This is a genomic window from Enterococcus sp. M-BR2 (assembly GCF_056612775.1).
On sequence record NZ_CM152743.1, the window covers coordinates 654,645 to 674,964 of the forward strand.

Consider the following 20,320-nt stretch of genomic DNA (forward strand, 5'->3'; position numbering starts at 1 on the left):
AGTAAGGTCAGTGCCGGTTTTAGTTGTGTAATTAACTGATTTATAGTAGAGTTCAGTAGGATTGAAAAATAGGCTTAAAGGAGCAAAATATGACAGAACAGCAAATAGTAAAGAAAAACGAACGATATACAGTCGAAATCGTCGACTTGAGTTATGAAGGAATGGGGGTAGCAAAAATCGATGGTTATCCATTATTTATCGAAAATGCACTTCCTGGAGAAGAAGTAGAAATACTAGTAGTGAAAGCGGGCAATAAGTTTGGATATGGGAAAGTCGAAACATTTATTACACAATCTCCTGATCGCCAGCCTGTAGAAAACAATGCACTACTTCGCACAGGTATCGCACCTTTAGCCCATTTGAAGTATGAACAACAGCTTGTTTTCAAACAAAAACAAGTAGAGCATGTAATGGCGAAGATTGCTAAGATGTCAGAAATTCCTGTACTTCCAACTGTCGGAATGGCAGAACCATTCGGCTACCGTAATAAAGCACAGATCCCTGTTCGCCGTATCGATGGACAGTTAGCCACCGGTTTTTACAAAAAGAATAGCCATGATCTAGTCCCTATCGAAGATTTTTATATCCAAGATCCTGTCATCGATCAAGCAATCAAAGTAGTCAGAGATATCTTGCAACGGTTCCAAGTACGAGGATATAATGAAGAAAAAAATGAAGGACAGCTTCGTCACATCATTATACGTCGTGGTCATTATTCCCATGAAATGATGGTCGTTTTAGTTACTCGTAAAGAAAAATTCTTTAAATCCAAGGAAATTGCTGAAGCCATTCATGAAGAATTGCCAGAAGTGGTTTCGGTCATCCAAAATATCAATGAAGAAAAAACAAATGTGATTTTAGGAGACAAAGAAAAAGTTTTATATGGCAGAGACTATATCGAAGATCAGCTATTAGGAAAAACCTATCGAATCTCAGCAAAGTCATTTTATCAAGTAAATACTCAACAAGCAGAGTATCTGTACCAAACAGCCATCAAGTTTGCTGAGTTAGATAAAAAAGACATTGTGATTGACGCTTATTCAGGAATAGGTACGATTGGCTTGTCTTTAGCAGACAAAGTGGATAAGGTGTATGGGATGGAAGTTATTCCAGAAGCAATTGAAGATGCACAATTCAATGCTTTAAATAATAAAATCGAAAATGTTTATTATGAAGTCGGAAAAGCAGAAAAAGTCATGAAAAAATGGCAAGAAAAAGGAATCAAACCATCTGTGATCGTAGTTGACCCTCCACGAAAAGGATTAGATCATCATTTTATTGAATCAGCAATCGAAATGTCACCAGAACGAATCGTCTATATCTCATGTAATCCGGCAACTTTTGCAAGAGATGCTAAGTTATTTGCAGAAGCAGGTTATGCCGTGAAGAAAGTTCAGCCTGTAGATCTTTTCCCACAAACCCATCATATCGAATTAGTCGCTTCATTCGTTAAAGGAGAATAAAAATGGACCAAAAAGAAAAAATGAAAGAATTGATCAAAAAGAAACAAGGTGGAGGTCGATCCAAACAAATGGAAACACCTAAAAATGATCGTAAAAACATGAGAAAAGGCCCTAAGATCTTTAATAATTAATATGGTTAAAAAAGGATGTGGAACGATAATCTTGATGATCGTTCCACATCCTTTCACTATTTAAATCCTCCTATACTTCGTTTCATGTTCTTGACAATAATATAACCTAAAAAAGACAAAGAAAGAGTGAACAAAATGCCGCTTTACTCCACGTTTTTTGGTAATTCAAACGGCTGTTCATGAAAAAGTCGTTGAAAATGAGGGGTGAAAAAAGTCATGATGACAAAAGAAACAAGAAACGTAGCTGCATTTAGAAAAGCTACGTTAAAAAAACTCATGAAAGCCATCAGAATTGCTTCCGCCTTTTATACGTGTTTAGAGCGTGAGACAAAAGTGTTCTTTACTTTTGTCCCACGCTCTTTTGGCTATGCTACCTGAAATTGACTATTATAAAGGCTAGTATAAAGCGTTGGTGCTTGGAGTAATTCAGAATGCGTTCCTTTTTCGACGATATCGCCGTTTTTCATTACAAGGATCATATCTGCATTTTCAATCGTTGACAAACGGTGGGCAATGACAAAACTTGTCCTGTCTTTTGTCACAGCCTCCATTGCTTGCTGGATCAATGCTTCTGTTCGTGTATCTACACTAGAAGTTGCTTCATCTAAAATAACGACAGGGGGATTTGCCAGAATGACCCGTGCAATTGTTAATAATTGTTGCTGCCCTTGAGATAACGTACCATTTTCGCTAGAGATGATTGTATCATATCCCTCTGGCAGTGTTCGAATAAAGTGATCACATTGCGCGATTTCAGCCGCTTCGATAATTTGTTCTCTCGTGGCATCCATTTTCCCATAGGCAATATTATCGGCCACTGTTCCTTCAAACAGCAAGGTATTTTGTAAGACCATCCCAAAAGAACGGCGTAGTTCTCCACGCGAAAGCTTAGTAATATCGCAGCCGTCAAATTCGATCTTTCCTTTATTCAGTTCATAAAAACGCATCAGCAGATTAACTAAAGTCGTTTTTCCTGCACCAGTTGGGCCAACAATCGCCACAGTTTGTTTTGGTTTTACTGAAAAATCAACTTGATTCATCAATATTTTATCTGATGTGTAACCAAATTGTACATTTTTGAAAGCTATTTTTCCTTTCGGTTCTTCCAAAAGTTTTGCTTCTGGTAGGTCCGGAATTTCATCTGTTTCATCTAATATTTCAAAGATCCTTTCGATTGCAGCCATTGCGGATTGGATCGAGTTGATCACATAAGAAGCAGTGGAAATTGGTTCAGAGATCTGATTGATGTACTGAAGGTAAGCTTGTAAGAAGCCAATCGTCACACCGCCAGAAAGAACGACTATAGCACCGAATACCGCACTTATGATGAAGGCAAGTTGATTGATGAAACGGATTGCCGGATAGATGGCAAAGTTCATAAATTGAGCACGTTTAAAAGCATTGTATTGTTTTTTGTTTACTTCATGTATAGAAGCCTCTGCACGAGCTTGCTGATTGAATGTTTTGACTACTAGATTACCAGCTAAGATTTCTTCCATCCGATTATTCAAGACACCTAGTTCATATTGGTTTTGTTCAGAAATCTGTTTGTTTTTATTCGCAATTTTAGTTGTAACAATTGAACTTCCGACGATCAGCAATAAGACGAGCAAAGTAAGCTTGCTTTCGATATAAAACAGCATTAGACCAGCAGCAACTATTGTTACCACAGAAGTGAAAAATTGATTGATACCTGTCAATAACACTTGAGAAAGCTGATTGAGTCCGGTAGTCGTCCGACTGATGATGTCGCCGACTTGATGATTATCAAAAAACGACATCGGCAATGTTTTGAATTTTTTTGTGATTTCTTTTCGTACCCTCAATGTGATCTTTTCGCTTAATGCTGCCATTGTACGTTCTTGGATAAATGAAGCAACACTGCTTAGGACTGAACAGCCGATCAGCAATAAGACAGGGAACAGCAATGCCTGTTTGATATCACTGAAAGTAAGCTGTCCAATACCTGTTTTTCTTATTTGCGACAACAAATCATCAATCCCAATTCCCATGATCAGGGGCATGGCTACAACTAATAGGTTGCCCAATAAACTGCATAGAAACAATCCGTAAAAATATTTATGTTCAGGTTTGATCATTTTCCAAAAACGTATCAAAGCGTGTGTGTTCAACGTTTTTTTCTTTTCCATCGAATCCCTTCTTTCTATATTCCTTGTGATTTGGCAAACTCTTGATATGTTTGACAATTAGACAATAGTTCTTCATGAGTACCTTGTCCTACGATTTTTCCTTCATCTAAAACAATGATGTTATCTGCTTGTTGGATCGTACTGAGCCGTTGAGCAACAATCACGAGAGTTTTCTCCGACATGTGTTTATGGAGTGCTGCCCTTAATGCTGCGTCTGTCTTATAATCTAAAGCGGAAAAACTATCATCGAATACATAGATTTCTGCTGGTTTGATCAATGCTCGAGCAATGCATATCCGCTGTTTCTGTCCGCCAGAGTAATTAGAACCACCTTGAGCAACAAAGCTATCTAATTCATTAGGAAGAGTGTCCACTAGTTCTTCTAATTGGGCGACCTCGATCGCTTTAGCCAATTCTTCTGGTGAAGCATGTTCATTTCCCATCTGCAAGTTGCTTAAGATCGTACCGCTGAATAAGAAGGCTTTTTGAGGGACATAACTGATGTGGGAGCGGATCTGTTCCTGCGTCATTTGAGTAAGAGGAATACCACCAAGGGTCACTTTTCCTACCGTAGGATCACTTAGTCTCAAGAGAAATTTTGCTAAACTACTTTTTCCAGATCCGGTCCCACCAACGATCGCCGTTGTTTTTCCTTTAGGTATTGTAAAATCAATATCTTCTAGAACTGGATCAGAAGTTTCAGTATATTTGAATGTGACATGTTCAAAAGTAGCTGCATTTGTCTGATCAAAGGATGGTTTAGCAACTGTTTGGATCGTCTCTTCTTTAATTTCGATCTCTGCTTCGAGTATTTCTTCTATCCGTCGTAAAGAGGCGAATGATTTAGGGATAATGACCAGTACCATGGCTGCAATCATCAAATAAGCAAGTGTCAGCATAGAGTATTCCACTACCGCGGTCACGACCCCGATCTGTAACGTCCCGTCTGCCACAAGATTTCCGCCAAACCACAAAATAGAAGCATAAACGATTCCCATGAGTAAAAAAGCAATTGGAGTGACCCAAGCAAAGATTCGGTTCACTTTGATCATTTGACTAGCATAATCTGCAAAGGTCTGATTCGTTCGCTTTTCTTCATACGATTGATTATCAAAGGCACGGATCATATTGATCCCCGTAAAGAATTCTCTCAATGTGATGGTGATCCGATCCATTTTTGGTTGGATACTCAAAGATAAAGGCGTTCCTCGTTTCATCAGTCGGTAAACGATCCATACGTAAAAAACAACAGAGAATAATGTAACCCATGTAAGCAATAGAGAATAACGAAACATCATGAGGATGGTGAAAAAGCAAATAACTGGTGCTGGTAAAATCATTTGGCAAAATAAAACAATCATTTGCTGGACATTATCGACATCATTCGTCATTCTTGTCAAAAGAGATCCAGAACTGAAACGGCTGATATCCTTCATTGACAGTTGTTGGAATTTACGGAAATATTTCTCCCGTGTCTGGAAACCAAACCGAGCGGATGCCAATGCTGAAAAGTAACTAGAGGCAACTGCAGCAATCGTTCCTAGAAATGCTACAAGTAGCATTTCAACGCCGATTTTCTTGATAACAGAGGCTTCGCCACTTGCTATACCTGTGTCGATTAGTTTGGCTACTAATCTTGGTACACCTAATGTACCGGCGATTTGTAAACAGATCATCACAAAGGTAAGGAGAGCGAGTCCTTTGTTTTGCTGTAAGAATTTTTTTAAGATAGTCATATTATTCCTCCTTTTTCCTGATACTTTTCGATTCTATACCTTCAAGTAGCTTGAAGGTCAATAGAAAAAAGAATAAACTGGAAAAGAGGTGAGAAAAAATGAAAAAAATGTACACGATCGGCCAAGTATCGGAACTGTTTGATTTGCCAAAATCAACGATTCGCTATTGGGATGAACAGGGACTGATCCGGTCAAGCAGACAGGAAGAGAATGATTACCGCTTGTTTGATATCGATGATATTTTTATGCTTTATGATATCGTTTTTTATAGAAAATTAGATATACCGATCAAGCAGATGAAGAATTTATATGGTAAAACGTTGACGGAGTTATATGAGACACTTGATGAAACAGAAAAAAGAATCCATAAAGAACTATTGATAATGAAACAAAAACAGAAAGAGATAAGGGCGCGAAAAAAACAGTTAAAATTGATGATCGATACAAACGAGGAAGAATTTCCTATAGAAGAGATCCCTTTTGACTGTATGATCTCAACGGAATTTGAAGATATTGTGGAAATAAAACAATTTCTACCAAACTATTCGAGTTTTGGAATGATGAGTATGCCAGCTTCCAGTTCGCAAACGATGTACGGCTTTTTTATCGACCCCAGTGACATACATTTATTTTCCCAAGATGTGATTTGGAAGAAAAAAGATACGACTATTTATCGCCGGTTTTTATTGAAATCTGAGATGAACCATGCGGAACGTAATAATATCTTAGAAGTCAGAGAAACAATGCATGAAAAAGGGTGGGAAACAGGAGAAGTGATCGGACAATATCTATTGACCAATACGGACGAAAACAATATCAGAATTGAATATTATCATGCATGGATGGAAATGAAAAAATAGGAAAGAAATATTTAGGATAAGTGGATTGAATGGATGAAAATGAAATGAGAGAGAAATCGCTCGATTTTTTTTATTTCTTAATTGTCAAATTAAGTTAGACAGATCATCAATACTTACGTAACTCAAAAATACTTCCAAAGGTGTTCGATAATCCAGTGATTTTCTAGGAATATTATTTCGCTTAGATGCGACAGATTGAATAAAAAATTCATCTACTGAATTGAAATCCATAGATTTCAATAAACCATCTCTACGTAACAATCCGTTAGAATTCTCGTTTAGGCCTCTTTGAGACGGCGTTCCTGGATCAGCGAAATAAATGGCAATATCATTGACATTACTGATCTGTTTCCAATTTGAAAATTCCTTTCCACAATCAAAAGTGATGGATTTGAATAGGTTTTTCGGTACAGATTCAAACCATTGATTTAATTTTTTTTCAATATCAATCGCTTGTCTACCACACGGTTTCAATGTGATGATAACTTTTGATAATCGTTCAACTAAGGTAATTACAGCACTTTTATGTTTCAGACCTACGATAGTGTCACCTTCAAGGTGACCAAACTCATTTGAGAATTGGCTATAATCCTTTTCACGTTCATGAATAGAGCGGCGGAAAGTTTGTTTTCCACGTCTTTCTTGATGTCCATTCGGTTTACGCTTGCCTTTCATCGGTAAGTCAGAAGAATCAAATAGCCCCTTTTTGAACATACGATAAATGGTACGAGCAGAACAACTAATAGGAAACGCTGCACGACCAACAATCACATCGGGTGTCCATCCTTGAACAACCTTTCTTTGAATATATTCTGATTGTTCCTCGGGTAAAACAAGCGGACGTCTACCACAGTTTGATTTGTTTTTCTTATACTGTTGATAATATTCTAAGGCTGATTTTCCTTGCTTGAAGAACAGATATACTTTATGGATCGTTTGTCTTGAACGATTCAAGCAATGGGCAGTTTTAGCAACAGATTGATTAATTTTGAAATAAGACTCTATTATTACAAGTTCATCCGTTGTAAGATGGGTATAGGTCATTTGTACTCACTCCTTATAATTCTTTGGTCGGAACTATTTTGAGTGTAGCACAAATGACTTTTTTAGTTGTCTAGCTTAATTTTACAATCGGCGATTGAAAAAAGATTGACAAAATGAAACGAAAGTGGGATATTAATTAGCAAATAATGAAGCGTTGAAGAGAAGAGTAGCTGATCGGAAATAAGTACAGAGACCTTGGTAGGTGAGAGCAAGGATTGTTTGGTCAGTGAAGATGAGCTCTGAGTTTTTTGGATTGTTCACGCAATCTAAACGGTAAAGCGACCGATAACACGCCGGGTATACAATCTGTACCGATGAGGCATTATTTGTGAGAATAATGCAAATAAGGGTGGTAACACGAAGTATTCGTCCCTTTTGTCGTTCAACGGCAAAAGAGGCGGGTACTTTTTTCTTTTTTTGAAAAGCTTCTTACGCTTTGTTAAAACATGATTATTGGAGGAGATTTTTTATGACAATTCGAACAACATCACCATTTCGCTATGACATCGTTGGGAGCTTTTTACGTCCTGAAAAATTGAAAGAGGCAAGGACTCGTTTTACTGATGGGGAAATCACACAAGAAGAACTTCGAAAAGTAGAAGATGAAACAATCATCGAATTGATAAAAAAACAAGAAGGAGCTGGTTTGAAAGCTGTTACTGATGGAGAGTTCCGTCGCAGCTGGTGGCACTTGGACTTCTTTTATGGGTTGAATGGCGTGGAATTTTATGTGCCTGAACATGGCTATTTCTTTCATGGAGAAGAGACACGTCCTGGTACAGTGATTGTGACGGGGAAAATTTCTGGTACGAACCACCCTTTCGTCGAACATTTTAAATTCACTCAGGCACATACAAGTCAAGGCATCGAAGTGAAACAGACAATTCCTGCTCCAGCTCAAATTTTAGTGGAACTACTTCGTCCGGATATATTACCCCATGTTCGAAAAGTCTATGAAGACAATCAAACATTGATCAAAGATATCATCGCAGCTTATCGTCAAGTGATCGACGACTTATATGAAGCAGGTGCGCGGACGATCCAGCTAGATGATTGTACATGGGGAGTATTAGTTGCACCACTTCCTAAAGGGTTTGCGATGGATGAGGGAAAAGATGAAAAAGAAGTTCGTCGGGAACTAGCAAATCTTTATTTAACGATCAACAATGCAGTCTTAGCTGACCAGCCGGATGATTTAACACTCAATACACATGTCTGTCGCGGGAATTATCATTCTACTTGGGCAGCATCGGGGGGCTATGACGACGTAGCAGATCCATTATTTACTCAAGAAAATGTCCGTGCCCATTATTTAGAATACGATAGTGAACGTGCTGGGAGTTTTGCACCTTTAGCGAAAGTTTCCGAAGATAAATTAGTTGTACTAGGCTTGATCACAACGAAAAGTGGTGAACTGGAAGAGCGCCAGCAAGTGATTGACCGGATCTACGAAGCGACACGATATCTGCCTTTGGATCGTTTGTGCTTAAGTCCTCAATGCGGATTTGCTTCAACAGAAGAAGGAAATATTTTGTCTGAAGAAGAACAATGGGAAAAGATTGCTTTTGTCAAAAGCATTGCAGAAGAAGTTTGGGGGAACAATTAAATCATGCAGGAGAGCTTGCTAGGAAAGAACACTATGGTATAATCAGAATGCTTAATATTAATTTCTGAGGGAGACTTATGAAAAAGAAAATTCTTAAATTTATCGGATGGTTCTTCGGAATCATTCTTGGGATCGCGTTTGCAATCTTTCTTGCCTTCCAGCTTTCCCCCAGACCCGGAGCATTCTTGATCAACCATATGTTTTCAAATACTGTTCAAATCACCGATCAGAAAACGTTCAATCAAGCAGAAAAAAACGTGGCGAAAAAAACAGATATGACGTACGAGTCCAACTATAAAGAGAATACGTATGATATCTACTATCCAAAAAACAGCAAGGGACCTGTTCCTGTTCTGTTTTGGGTACATGGTGGAGGGTTCGTCGGCGGAGATAAATCAGGTGTCAAGGAATTTGCGACAAAATTAGTATCAGATGCCAACATCGCAGTGGTTGCGATGAATTATGAATTAGCGCCTGATTCAGAATACCCTAATCAAGTTCTTCAAGTGAATGAGCTGGTCAAAGATTTATTAGCTGAAGGCGACGACAAACTGCTAGACATGGAACAACTATTTTTTGGCGGCGATAGTGCAGGTGCACAAATCGCTTTGCAATATGCAGCTCTACAAACAAATGAAGCGTATGCCAAACAGATGAAAATCAAACAGGTACTTCCAAAAGATAGTTTGAAAGGAACCATTTCTTATTGTGGACCCGTTGATTTAAAGCTAACAGCACAGCAACATTCGGATGATCGATTTATGAAGTTCTTCGTCAAAACCGTTGCATGGTCGTTGATTGGAACAAAAGATTGGAAAACGAGCGAGCAACTGAAAGAAGCTAGTGTGGCTGACCATGTTTCTAAGGAATTTCCGCCAACGTATATAACTGACGGAAATGCTTACTCCTTCCAAGAGCAAGGTCAAGCATTAGAAAATCGGTTGACAGAATTAAAGGTACCCGTGCAATCCTTGTTTTATACAGATACAAAAAAAGAGATTACCCATGAATACCAATTTGATTACACGCTAAAAGAATCGCAAAATTGTTACCAGCAGACATTGGATTTTGTGAATAAGTATAAGTAAGAGGTTGTGAAAAAGCCGTTTAGTTTTGAGTATGAAGAAACGAAGCGGCTTTTTACAACCTCTCTTTTAATACCTTTTTGTTCTTGGGATAAAACTTTCCCGAACAATCAATCGTGCAGGATAAGTCAAAATGATTGGTTCGTCCCGTATTCCGTCAATTCGCTCCAATGCCATTCGAACAGCTGCTTGCCCAATTGATTTCGCATTGATTTGGACACTGGTCAAGCCAGGGGAGAGGTTTGCGATTGTCTCGATATTATCAAAGCTTGCTACAACAATCTCTTCTCCAATTTGGATATTTTTTTGTTTCAATGCCCGATAGACACCGATTGCCATTGGATCGCTCCCGACAAGAATGGCAGTAGGAAGAGGGGATTCATTTTCTAATAGATCAGTCGCAAGTCCCTCACCTTGTTTTTCTGTCCAGCCACCTAGACGATAAGACATATATTTTTCTAAGTGATGATCGATCATAAAATGCTGATAGGCACGCATTCTCTTTTCGTTTATAGAAATCTGCTTCCCACCCAGTTCATCCATATCGACTTTATACCCCCCGATATAGGCTATTCTTTTATGGCCATTTTCTAAGAACAATTCCAGTACGGTTTTAGTCATCCGTTCAAGATCTGCATAAACCATATCGACCTCTTGCTGGATGTCAGGGTTATCCACGACGACTATTTGCATGTTTTGTTTTAATAAGGCGGTAATCGATTCTTTCGTAACGGTCCCAACAACGATCACCGCACCTAACTGATCTAGATCTTCCCATTGTTTAGGATTATCAGATAGATTATAGATTCGATTCATCCCTAAATGCAGACGTCGAGCTTCTTCTTCCATCCCTACTCGCAAATGTTTGTAATAGATATCATGTTCTTCGCTCGCTTTGCCGATCGTAGAGATCACACCAATCGAAGGCATTCTCTTTTTGATATATTTTCGAGTACTGATATCATAATCCAACGCAGCTGCTGCCTCTACTATTCGTTGCCGAGTAGCCTGAGCCACATGGATCGTCTGATCGTTATTCAACACGCGGGAAACTGTAGCAGGAGAGACATTTGCCTTTCGTGCGACATCTCTAATTCCAACCATTTTTACACACTCCTCAAAAAAACAAAAAATTTCTATTGACAAAATTGTTTAGTAAACAGTATACAGGAATTATAAAAAAAGTAAACGGTTTCCGTTTTAGTGGGAGTGAAATGATGGATATTACGCATAAAAAAACAGAAAAAAATTTCATCTTATTTGATGAAAAGAGCCGAGTATTCCATTTACGAAATACATTTCTTTCTTATCTGATAAAGATAGAAGAGAGCAATGTATTGGCGCATATTTATTTTGGCAAACCAGTCAAGCAGTACAAAGACAATAAAAATTATCCCCGAAGAGATCGTGGATTTTCAGGAAATATTCCCTTAAATCCTGACCGGTCTCTGTCGAAAGATACACTACCACAAGAATACTCTTCTCATGGCAGCATGGACTTTCGAACGCCCGCATCGATCATTCAGCGCAAGAATGGGTCAGACTTACTGGATCTGAGATATGATAGTCATTATATTACAGATGGGAAGCCAGACATCGAAGGCTTGCCTCAAACTTATGTGCTAGACAAGTCAGAGGCACAAACGTTGGTGATTTCACTTAAGGATAGAGAAACAGCGATTTATTTCGATTTGTTCTATACCATATTTAGTGATAGAGCAGTGATCACACGATCTGTAAAGATAAGAAATGAAACTAGAGAAACAATCAAACTAGAAAAAGCAGCTAGTTTCCAGTTAGATTTTGCCCATACTAGGCGATTTGATGAAGTCATTGCTTTGCCAGGAGCACATGTCAATGAAAGACAGATCTCACGGCAATCTCTTTTATCTGGAACAAAAGTATTTGAAAGCCGTCGAGGAACGAGCAGTCACCATATGAATAACTTTATTGCTTTAGTTCATCATCATACGACAGAAAATACTGGAGAAGCGATTGGACTTCAATTTGTTTATTCCGGCAACCATTCTTTCGAACTTGAAAAAGATCAGATCAATCAATTGAGAGTCGTCGGTGGGATCAACAGCCATTGTTTTTCGTGGGAATTGAATGCAAATCAGTCTTTTCAAACACCTGAAATGATCCTTTCTTACTCAAGTCAGGGATTGAACAAAATGAGTCAGATCCACCATGAGTTGCTACGTGAAAGAATCGCAAGAGGTCGTCATCAATTTGCTGAACGGCCGATTCTTGTCAATAACTGGGAAGCCACTTACTTTGACTTCAATAGTGAAAAAATCAAGGCGATCATTGATGAAGCAAAGGAGCTAGGCATCGAAATGTTCGTATTAGATGATGGCTGGTTTGGAAAAAGAGATGCGGACAATTCTTCATTAGGAGACTGGTTCGAGTATAAAGGCAAGTTGACAAATGGATTACGTGAAATAGCAGATTATGCTCATAGCAAAGGATTGAAATTTGGTTTATGGTTTGAACCAGAAATGATCTCCATTGATTCTGAACTGTATCGAACACATCCTGATTTTCTTATGCAGGTGCCAGGTAGAATGCCTTCTGCTTCCAGATCACAACATGTACTGGATTTTACAAGGTTAGATGTTCGGCAGACGATTGAGAAACAAATGAGAAAGATTTTAGACACGATTCCTCTTGACTACATCAAATGGGATATGAATCGTTCGCTTTCAGATATCTATTCGATTACCCTTGACCCACTTAGACAAGGAGAAGTAGCGCATCGTTATATGCTTGGGCTTTATGAACTACTCGAACATTTGACAGCTGATTATCCGGAAATCTTATGGGAAGGCTGTTCTGGTGGAGGTGGGCGGTTTGATGCTGGTTTTATTTATTATATGCCGCAGTCATGGACAAGTGATAACACGGATGCAGTGGAGCGTATGAAAATCCAATATGGAACAAGTCTTGCTTATCCGATTTCGTCCATCACGGCTCATGTATCAGCTGTACCAAATCATCAGACTGGCAGATCTACTTCGTTGAAAACAAGAGGAGAAACAGCTATGAGCGCTGTTTTTGGTTATGAACTGGATTTGACAAAGCTGTCTCCTGAAGAAAAAAAGCAAGTCAAAGAACAAATTATATCCTATCAAACGATTCGTCCCGTGATCCAGTACGGCCATTATTATCGTTTGGCGAGTCCTTTTGAAGAAAATATTGTCGCATGGATGTTTGTGTCTCCTAAACAAGATGAAGCTATTGTGTTTTTAGGGAGGATACTAGCTTCAGCTCAACCAGCGTTCCATGAAGTATATCTGTTGGGGTTAGATGATGAGGCACTTTATCAGGAACAGACCTCGAAGCGGCTATTTTCGGGGGCCGAATTGATGACAGTCGGACTTTACTTCCCTGATTTTCAAGGTGATTTCCAAACAGAGCTGCTTCATTTCAAAAAGTTATGAGAGAGAAGGAAAAAAGTATGAAAGCAAATATAAAATGGTTAGATGATCCACAAGTTTTTAGAGTGAACCAATCAAATGCGCATAGTGATCATGTTTGCTATGCAACAAGGGAAGAAGTAGAAACCACATCATCCCTTAAACAGTCTTTAAATGGAACATGGCGTTTTTGTTATTCGCCAAATCCTTCGGTACGTCCAAAAACATTTTATAAAAAAGATTTTGATGCCTGTTCTTTTGATGAAATCACTGTTCCTAGTCATATTGAATTAGCAAATTATGACAAGATCCATTACATCAATACGATGTATCCGTGGGAGGGACATGTATTTCGCCGTCCCCCTTTCACGACAAGCCCTGAGAAAGAGGCGGAAGGGATATTTTCAGCTGCTAAAGACAATCCGGTGGGGTCCTATTTGACGACTTTTCGATTAGAAGAAGGTCTAAAGGGAAAACAAATCTCGATACATTTTACTGGTGTAGAACAAGCAATGTTCCTTTGGTTGAATGGTCATTTTATCGGCTATGCCGAAGATTCGTTCACTCCGTCTGAATTTGATTTAACACCTTATTTGGAAGAAGAAAATATTCTAGCTGTGGAGGTTTACAAAAGAAGTACAGCTGCATTCTTGGAAGATCAGGACTTTTTCCGATTTTTTGGGATCTTCAGAGAGGTCTTCTTAGTTGCTCGAGGACAAAACCATTTAGAAGATCTTTGGATCAAACCTCGCTTAGATGACAAATGTCAAAATGGTAAACTTGAAGTAGATTTGTCTTTTGAGCAAGTAGCCAAAAACAGTCAGCTGAATGTAGCGATACTAGATCCTGAGGGGAAGGAAATCTATCAACAGCAATATCCGTTAAAAGAACAAATGACGATTCGGATCGATGGATTTGAAAACGTGGCATTGTGGGGGCATTTTCAGCCCAATTTATATAAGCTTGAATTGGAGACGATAGACGAAGAAAAAAGAGTAACGGAATATATTGACTATTCCTTCGGTTTTCGTAAAATCGAAATCAAAGATAAAATCATATACTTCAATGGAAAACGAATGATCATCAACGGGGTAAATCGACATGAGTGGCATCCAAGAAAAGGACGCGCCATCACTATAGAAGATATGGAAAAAGATTTGGCTATCATAAAAAATGCAAAGATCAACGGCGTACGGACATCTCATTACCCCAACCAGATCACTTGGTATTATTTATGCGACCAAGCAGGTATCCACGTGATGGCGGAAACGAACCTCGAATCCCATGGCTCATGGCAAAAAATGGGTGCATTTGAGCCTTCTTACAATGTGCCAGGTGCAGTACCTCAGTGGCAATCTGCTGTTCTTGATCGGGCAAAAACGAATTTCGAAACATTAAAGAACCATCCAAGCATTCTTTTTTGGTCTCTTGGAAATGAATCCTATGCGGAAGAAAACATTCGACAAATGAACGATTACTTCAAAAAAGTAGACCCGGATCGACTTGTTCATTATGAAGGGAATTTTCCAAATCCAGCATTCGAAGATTCGATTTCAGATGTAAAAAGCTGCATGTATGCGCCACCAGAAGAGATCGTTGACTACCTTGAAAATAAAGCGGAAAAACCGTTCATCTTATGTGAATACATGCATGACATGGGGAATTCGTTAGGTGGAATGGATTCTTACATGACGTTGCTTGATCGTTATGAAATGTACCAAGGAGGCTATATATGGGATTTTAAAGATCAGGCGATCCAAGTGACTGATCCAATCACTGGTAGAGAAGTGATGCGCTATGGCGGTGACTTTGACGATAAACCAAGTGACTATGAATTCTCAGGGAATGGAATCGTTTTTGCAGATGGACAAGAAAAACCCGCCATGCAGGAGGTAAGATATTATTATGAAAAATACAGTAAATAAAAGTCATATGGAGACAGAAAAAGTTGCAATCGTCTTCGGCGACTGTACATTAGGTGTCAAATCGGGGAATACGCATTATATTTTTTCTTATACAAGAGGCGGACTAGAATCGCTCAATAAAAACGGAAAAGAATGGCTATACCGGGAAACACTTCCAGTTTTTTGGCGGGCAACGACCGATAATGACAGAGGTAGCGGATTTGGATTTAAATCTGGTATGTGGTTAGGAGCCGGATTGTATCCAAAAGTCAAAGAAATAGAAGTACTGGTGGACAATAAAAAGATCGATTTGCCGATTGCCCCAGTAAATAATCAATATTCAAGTAATGAATACGCTGGAACAGTTGAAATCATTTTTACACTGGAAATCAACACAGTACCAAAAACACAAGTGACAATTTCCTACCAAATCGCTGGAGAGGGTAAAATGCTTGTTAAAATGCATTATGTTGGACAAAAAGGGTTGCCGGAATTACCAGCATTGGGTATAAGGTTCATTATGCCAACAAAAGCAAAATTCTTTGAGTATGAGGGTTTATCAGGGGAAACATATCCGGATCGGCTGGCTGGTGGTATCGAAGGTATTTATAAAGTGGAAGGACTCCCTATCCCTCCATATCTTGTTCCCCAAGAATGCGGTATGCATATGGAAACGAAATGGCTAGAACTGACAAGAAATCAAACATTGGATAATACGGACAAAGATCAAGAAGACTTTTCGTTGCGATTTGAACAGCAGGATACGCCATTTGCTTTTTCCGCTTTACCATTCAAAGCAGAAGAACTGGAACAGGCGACACATATAGAAGAACTACCGCCAGAAAGACGAACGGTTCTTACGATTTTTGCAAAAGTAAGAGGAGTCGGGGGTATCAATAGCTGGGGAGCGGATGTTGAGTCACCTTATCGCATCAGCGGCGAAGAGGACCATGAAATCAGCTTTATTATCCAGTAGCGATCTTTAGATTATTATTTGAAAAACAGAGTTTACAAGACAAAGCTGCTTTATTCTATACGTCATGAACAAGCGAGCAAAAAAGTTCTCAGAATCTTTTGTTCATGACTATTTTCTTCAATGAAACCAATTGTTGTTTTTCTGAAAAATAAAGTTAACTATCAGAAAATTAAAAAAAGTTTCACAAAAATGATTGACAGTCGATTTTTTTATGTCTATACTAGGTACAATTCTTACATCAGTTTGGAGCGATTTTTTATGAAATCTAGAAAACTTACAAAACTGAATACGTATTACTTTAGCTATTTTAGATAGGTTTGTATTCATGACTTCGTGGGTACAAACAAACCAAGTTTGTATCTATGATGGCTAAAGATTTTTAAACACGACTTACAGCCACGTAGAGAAATTCATCTATAGTGGCTATTTTATATTTTTGCAGCGCTTTTTAAGGCTCGTTGAAGATGTTCACTGTAGAGGCAATTTCCTACAGGGACATCTTTTTTTGTTGATTATCCGGTTCATAAGTAGGAAAGAAGGAGCGAAAATGAGAACAATAGGACACGGTCGTTTAGTAGGAATTTATGTAAAACCAACTTGAAAAAGTAGAGAAAATCAGCCAAGATAGATAAGTAAACAAAAGAAAGCGGGAAAAACAATGATAGTAATTATGAAAAAAGAAGCAACGGAAGAACAAGTAAAAAAAGTCGTCGATCATATCGAAAAAGAAGGATTCAAAGTCTCAATCGATCAAGGAACAGAACGAGTAGTGATTGGACTAAAAGGTGATACGCGAAGTTTACAAGAAGGAGCATTTACACGCTACGAAGGAGTAGAAAATGCTGTGCGTATTTTGAACACATACAAATTGACTTCTCGAGAATTCCATCCTGGCAATACAGTCGTGGATGTAGACGGAGTAAAAATCGGTGACGGCAGTTTTGTGACGATGGCTGGTCCTTGTTCTATCGAAGGATTAGACCAAATCAGAGAATGTGCGCGGATGGCTAAAGCCGGGGGCGCAAAAATTCTGCGAGGTGGTGCCTTCAAACCACGTACTTCTCCATATGCTTTCCAAGGTTTAGAAGAAGAAGGATTGAAATACATCCGTCAAGCGGCTGATGAATTTGGAATGAAAGTGATTACTGAAGTGATGGATGAAGGACATATCGACATGGTGGCTGAGTACAGCGATATCCTACAGATTGGCGCACGTAATATGCAAAATTTCAAACTGCTATCTGCTGTCGGCAAAACAGGTAAACCTGTTGGATTGAAACGTGGGATTTCTGGTACGATCAATGAATGGCTTAATGCTGCAGAATACATTGCAGTCGAAGACAAATCTCCTGTCATTTTTATCGAACGTGGGATTCGGACTTACGAGACAGCTACACGTAATACGTTTGATTTAAGTGCTGTCCCATTGATGAAAAAATTAACTCATTTCCCTGTGATCGTTGATCCAAGTCATGGTACAGGTATTTGGGATCTTGTACCACCAATGGCCCGTGCGGGTGTGGCAAGCGGAGCAGATGGCATGATCGTAGAGATTCATCCTGATCCTGCAAATGCTTGGTCAGACGGTCCCCAATCGTTGAATGAAAAGACTTACTCACGCATGATGAAAGAAGTGGCGATCATGAAAGAAGCAATGGAAAAGATCCAAACACTCGATTAATGCCAGCTTTTTAAAAGAAAGAAGTGAAGCGAATGCTTACTATACATGTTGATAACCAGAAATACGATATTCATATTGAAGAAGGTGCACTAGAACAGGCTGGATCATGGCTTCAAACGATTTGGAAGCCTCAAAAAGTAGCTGTAATCACTGATACCAACGTTGCTCCACTGTATGCGGAAAAAATCATGTTCCAATTGAGACAAGCTGATTTTGAACCAGTCCTTTCAATCGTACCGGCGGGTGAGACCAGTAAATCTTTGGAACAAGCAGCTGAGTTATACGATTTTTTGGCAGATAATGATTTTACCCGCAGCGATGGAATACTTGCACTTGGTGGAGGAATGGTGGGTGATCTAGCCGCATTCGTGGCCTCAACGTTCATGCGTGGGATCCATTTTGTTCAACTTCCGACTACGCTACTTGCACAAGTAGATTCTAGTATCGGTGGGAAGACAGCAGTCAATACAAACAAAGCGAAGAACCTTGTCGGAACATTTAGCCAGCCAGCTGGCGTATTGATTGATCCTGAGGTTCTAAAGACTTTGCCGGTACGTCGTTTACGAGAAGGGATCGCTGAAATCATCAAATCAGCAGCTATAGCAGATGCAATGCTTTGGCAACAGCTGAATGAGCTGAAAGACGAAAAAGATCTTTTAGAGCATGCTGTTCCAATCATCACTGCTACGTTGAAAATCAAGCGAAAAGTAGTGGAAGAAGATGTCTTTGACCAAGGAAATCGACTTATTTTAAATTTTGGTCACACAATTGGCCATGCAATTGAAAATACAGCAGGATATGGGGTAGTCAGTCATGGAGAAGGAGTAGCTATTGGAATGGTAGCCATCACTTCTCATGCAGAAAAAATCGGCTTGTCTCCAACTGGATCGACAGCTGCATTAGAAAGGATACTCCAAAAATTCCACCTGCCGATTACTTACGATCTAAGTCATTCAGAGGAATTATTCCACGCGATAACCCATGATAAGAAAGCAAGAGGAAGCCAATTGAATATCATCTTGCTAGAAAAGATTGGGCAAGCAAAAATCGTACCTGTTCCTACAGAGACATTCAAAGATTACTTAGGAGGACTGTAAGATGCGTTATATGACTGCGGGAGAATCCCATGGACCAGAATTAACAGCGATTATTGAAGGACTACCAGCAGGGTTACCTCTATCAGAAGAAGAAATCAATTACGAACTCGCTCGCAGACAAACTGGTTACGGCAGAGGAGGAAGGATGAAGATCGAAAAAGACCGTGTTCGGATCACGTCTGGCATCCGTCACGGCAAAACAATTGGTTCACCTGTCACTTTAGTGGTAGAAAATAAAGATTGGAAAAATTGGACAACTGTCATGTCTGTAGCAGAAGTACCTGAAAAAGACCGATCACTGCGGCGAGTTGCACGTCCGCGTCCAGGACACGCGGATTTGGTAGGCGGTATGAAATACCATCATCGAGATCTTCGGAATGTGCTTGAACGGTCCTCTGCAAGAGAGACGACCATGCGTGTAGCAATCGGCGCAATTGCCAAGAAAATTCTGGAAGAACTTGACATCATCGTAGCCGGACACGTGATTTGTCTTGGTGGAATCCAAGCAGAAATACCTGGAAATATCTCCATTCAAGAAATCAAAGAAATTTCTGAAGCATCTGAAGTACGGGTTGTTGATTCAGCAGTCGAGCAAAGAATAAAAGAACTGATCGATCAGACAAAGAAAAATGGAGACACGATCGGAGGAATTGTAGAAGTGCTCGTTGGAGGCGTTCCAGCTGGATTAGGAAGCTATGTACAATGGGACACGAAGCTAGATGCCAAAATCGCGCAAGCTGTGGTTAGTATCAATGCCTTTAAAGGAGTAGAATTTGGGGTCGGATTCACTGCTGGATCATTACCAGGATCAGAAGTGATGGATGAGATCTTATGGGAAGAAGAACGAGGCTACTTCCGACGTAGCAATAATCTAGGCGGCTTCGAAGGCGGAATGACCAATGGCGAACCACTTATTATCCGCGGGGTCATGAAACCCATCCCTACATTGTACAAGCCACTTCAAAGTGTTGATATCGATACAAAAGAACCTTACAAAGCAAGTGTAGAACGTTCGGATAGTACAGCAGTTCCTGCAGCTAGTGTCGTTGCGGAAAATGTTATAGCCACTGTGGTAGCGACAGAGCTATTGTCAAAATTCCCAAGTGATTCGCTTGTTGAGTTGAAAGCTGCAGTGAAGGAGTACCGTGACTACTTGAAACATTACTAA

General features: G+C 39.4%; 16 protein-coding genes and 1 other annotated feature. Of the genes, 12 read left to right on the top strand and 4 right to left on the bottom strand.

Annotated features, from left to right (window positions below):
• Positions 1 to 89: 89 nt before the first annotated feature.
• The 3 genes from rlmD (at position 90) to AC1F25_RS03190 (ending at position 1,972) form a co-directional block, all read left to right on the top strand.
• Entirely contained in the window at positions 90 to 1,463 is a 1,374-nt protein-coding gene (gene rlmD / locus AC1F25_RS03180) for a 23S rRNA (uracil(1939)-C(5))-methyltransferase RlmD (protein WP_002309023.1), read from the top strand.
• Positions 1,464 to 1,465: 2 nt separating this feature from the next.
• Entirely contained in the window at positions 1,466 to 1,594 is a 129-nt protein-coding gene (locus AC1F25_RS03185; protein ID WP_002292046.1) for a hypothetical protein, read from the top strand.
• 216 nt (positions 1,595 to 1,810) lie between these two features.
• The gene (locus AC1F25_RS03190) at positions 1,811 to 1,972 is read left to right on the top strand and encodes a hypothetical protein (protein ID WP_002306511.1); all 162 of its coding nucleotides are present in this window, start codon (positions 1,811 to 1,813) and stop codon (positions 1,970 to 1,972) included.
• On the opposite strand, the gene AC1F25_RS03195 is transcribed toward AC1F25_RS03190, so the two are convergent.
• Together AC1F25_RS03195 and AC1F25_RS03200 are read right to left on the bottom strand one after the other, a co-directional pair.
• Complete coding sequence (locus AC1F25_RS03195; RefSeq protein ID WP_479994244.1) at positions 1,960 to 3,744, bottom strand: ABC transporter ATP-binding protein; 1,785 nt, start codon at positions 3,742 to 3,744, stop codon at positions 1,960 to 1,962. The genes AC1F25_RS03190 and AC1F25_RS03195 overlap by 13 nt on opposite strands.
• 14 nt (positions 3,745 to 3,758) lie before the next feature.
• The gene (locus AC1F25_RS03200) at positions 3,759 to 5,480 is read right to left on the bottom strand and encodes an ABC transporter ATP-binding protein (protein ID WP_479994245.1); all 1,722 of its coding nucleotides are present in this window, start codon (positions 5,478 to 5,480) and stop codon (positions 3,759 to 3,761) included.
• Positions 5,481 to 5,578: 98 nt separating this feature from the next.
• Here AC1F25_RS03200 and AC1F25_RS03205 point away from each other — a divergent pair, with 98 nt between their 5' ends.
• Positions 5,579 to 6,340, top strand: coding sequence for a MerR family transcriptional regulator (locus tag AC1F25_RS03205; RefSeq protein ID WP_002309028.1), 762 nt, complete (start codon positions 5,579 to 5,581; stop codon positions 6,338 to 6,340).
• An 84-nt stretch (positions 6,341 to 6,424) separates the two neighbouring features.
• Here the strand turns inward: AC1F25_RS03205 and AC1F25_RS03210 are convergent, their stop codons facing one another.
• Positions 6,425 to 7,384, bottom strand: coding sequence for an IS30 family transposase (locus AC1F25_RS03210; RefSeq protein ID WP_002336308.1), 960 nt, complete (start codon positions 7,382 to 7,384; stop codon positions 6,425 to 6,427).
• A gap of 145 nt (positions 7,385 to 7,529) precedes the next feature.
• Positions 7,530 to 7,761: a binding site (T-box leader), on the top strand.
• Positions 7,762 to 7,853: 92 nt separating this feature from the next.
• Here AC1F25_RS03210 and AC1F25_RS03215 point away from each other — a divergent pair.
• Positions 7,854 to 8,990 (top strand): 5-methyltetrahydropteroyltriglutamate--homocysteine S-methyltransferase, encoded by a 1,137-nt coding sequence (locus AC1F25_RS03215; RefSeq protein WP_119364956.1) that lies wholly within the window; start codon positions 7,854 to 7,856, stop codon positions 8,988 to 8,990.
• 77 nt (positions 8,991 to 9,067) lie between these two features.
• Positions 9,068 to 10,078: an alpha/beta hydrolase gene (locus tag AC1F25_RS03220; RefSeq protein WP_002334737.1), complete on the top strand. Its 1,011-nt coding sequence runs from the start codon at positions 9,068 to 9,070 to the stop codon at positions 10,076 to 10,078.
• Positions 10,079 to 10,144: 66 nt separating this feature from the next.
• Here AC1F25_RS03220 and AC1F25_RS03225 read toward each other — a convergent pair whose 3' ends face one another.
• A complete protein-coding gene (locus AC1F25_RS03225) occupies positions 10,145 to 11,179 on the bottom strand; it encodes a LacI family DNA-binding transcriptional regulator (RefSeq protein ID WP_002314861.1) in 1,035 nt (344 codons plus the stop codon).
• 113 nt (positions 11,180 to 11,292) lie between these two features.
• Between AC1F25_RS03225 and AC1F25_RS03230 the strand changes: the two genes are divergently transcribed.
• The 6 genes from AC1F25_RS03230 to aroC all read left to right on the top strand — a co-directional run bounded on the left by AC1F25_RS03230 (position 11,293) and on the right by aroC (position 20,320).
• Positions 11,293 to 13,518, top strand: a complete 2,226-nt coding sequence (locus tag AC1F25_RS03230) for an alpha-galactosidase (RefSeq protein ID WP_002292032.1) — start codon at positions 11,293 to 11,295, stop codon at positions 13,516 to 13,518.
• 17 nt (positions 13,519 to 13,535) lie between these two features.
• Entirely contained in the window at positions 13,536 to 15,419 is a 1,884-nt protein-coding gene (locus tag AC1F25_RS03235) for a glycoside hydrolase family 2 TIM barrel-domain containing protein (RefSeq protein WP_479994246.1), read from the top strand.
• Positions 15,400 to 16,374, top strand: a complete 975-nt coding sequence (locus AC1F25_RS03240; RefSeq protein WP_002306525.1) for a beta-galactosidase small subunit — start codon at positions 15,400 to 15,402, stop codon at positions 16,372 to 16,374. Before AC1F25_RS03235 ends, AC1F25_RS03240 begins: the two co-directional genes overlap by 20 nt.
• 658 nt (positions 16,375 to 17,032) lie before the next feature.
• Positions 17,033 to 18,055: a 3-deoxy-7-phosphoheptulonate synthase gene (aroF, locus tag AC1F25_RS03245; RefSeq protein WP_002292027.1), complete on the top strand. Its 1,023-nt coding sequence runs from the start codon at positions 17,033 to 17,035 to the stop codon at positions 18,053 to 18,055.
• Positions 18,056 to 18,087: 32 nt separating this feature from the next.
• Positions 18,088 to 19,152 carry a 3-dehydroquinate synthase gene (aroB, locus tag AC1F25_RS03250; protein ID WP_025477235.1) on the top strand — a complete coding sequence of 355 codons (1,065 nt, stop codon included), beginning with the start codon at positions 18,088 to 18,090 and terminating at the stop codon, positions 19,150 to 19,152.
• 1 nt (position 19,153) lies between these two features.
• A complete protein-coding gene (gene aroC, locus AC1F25_RS03255; protein WP_119364962.1) occupies positions 19,154 to 20,320 on the top strand; it encodes a chorismate synthase in 1,167 nt (388 codons plus the stop codon).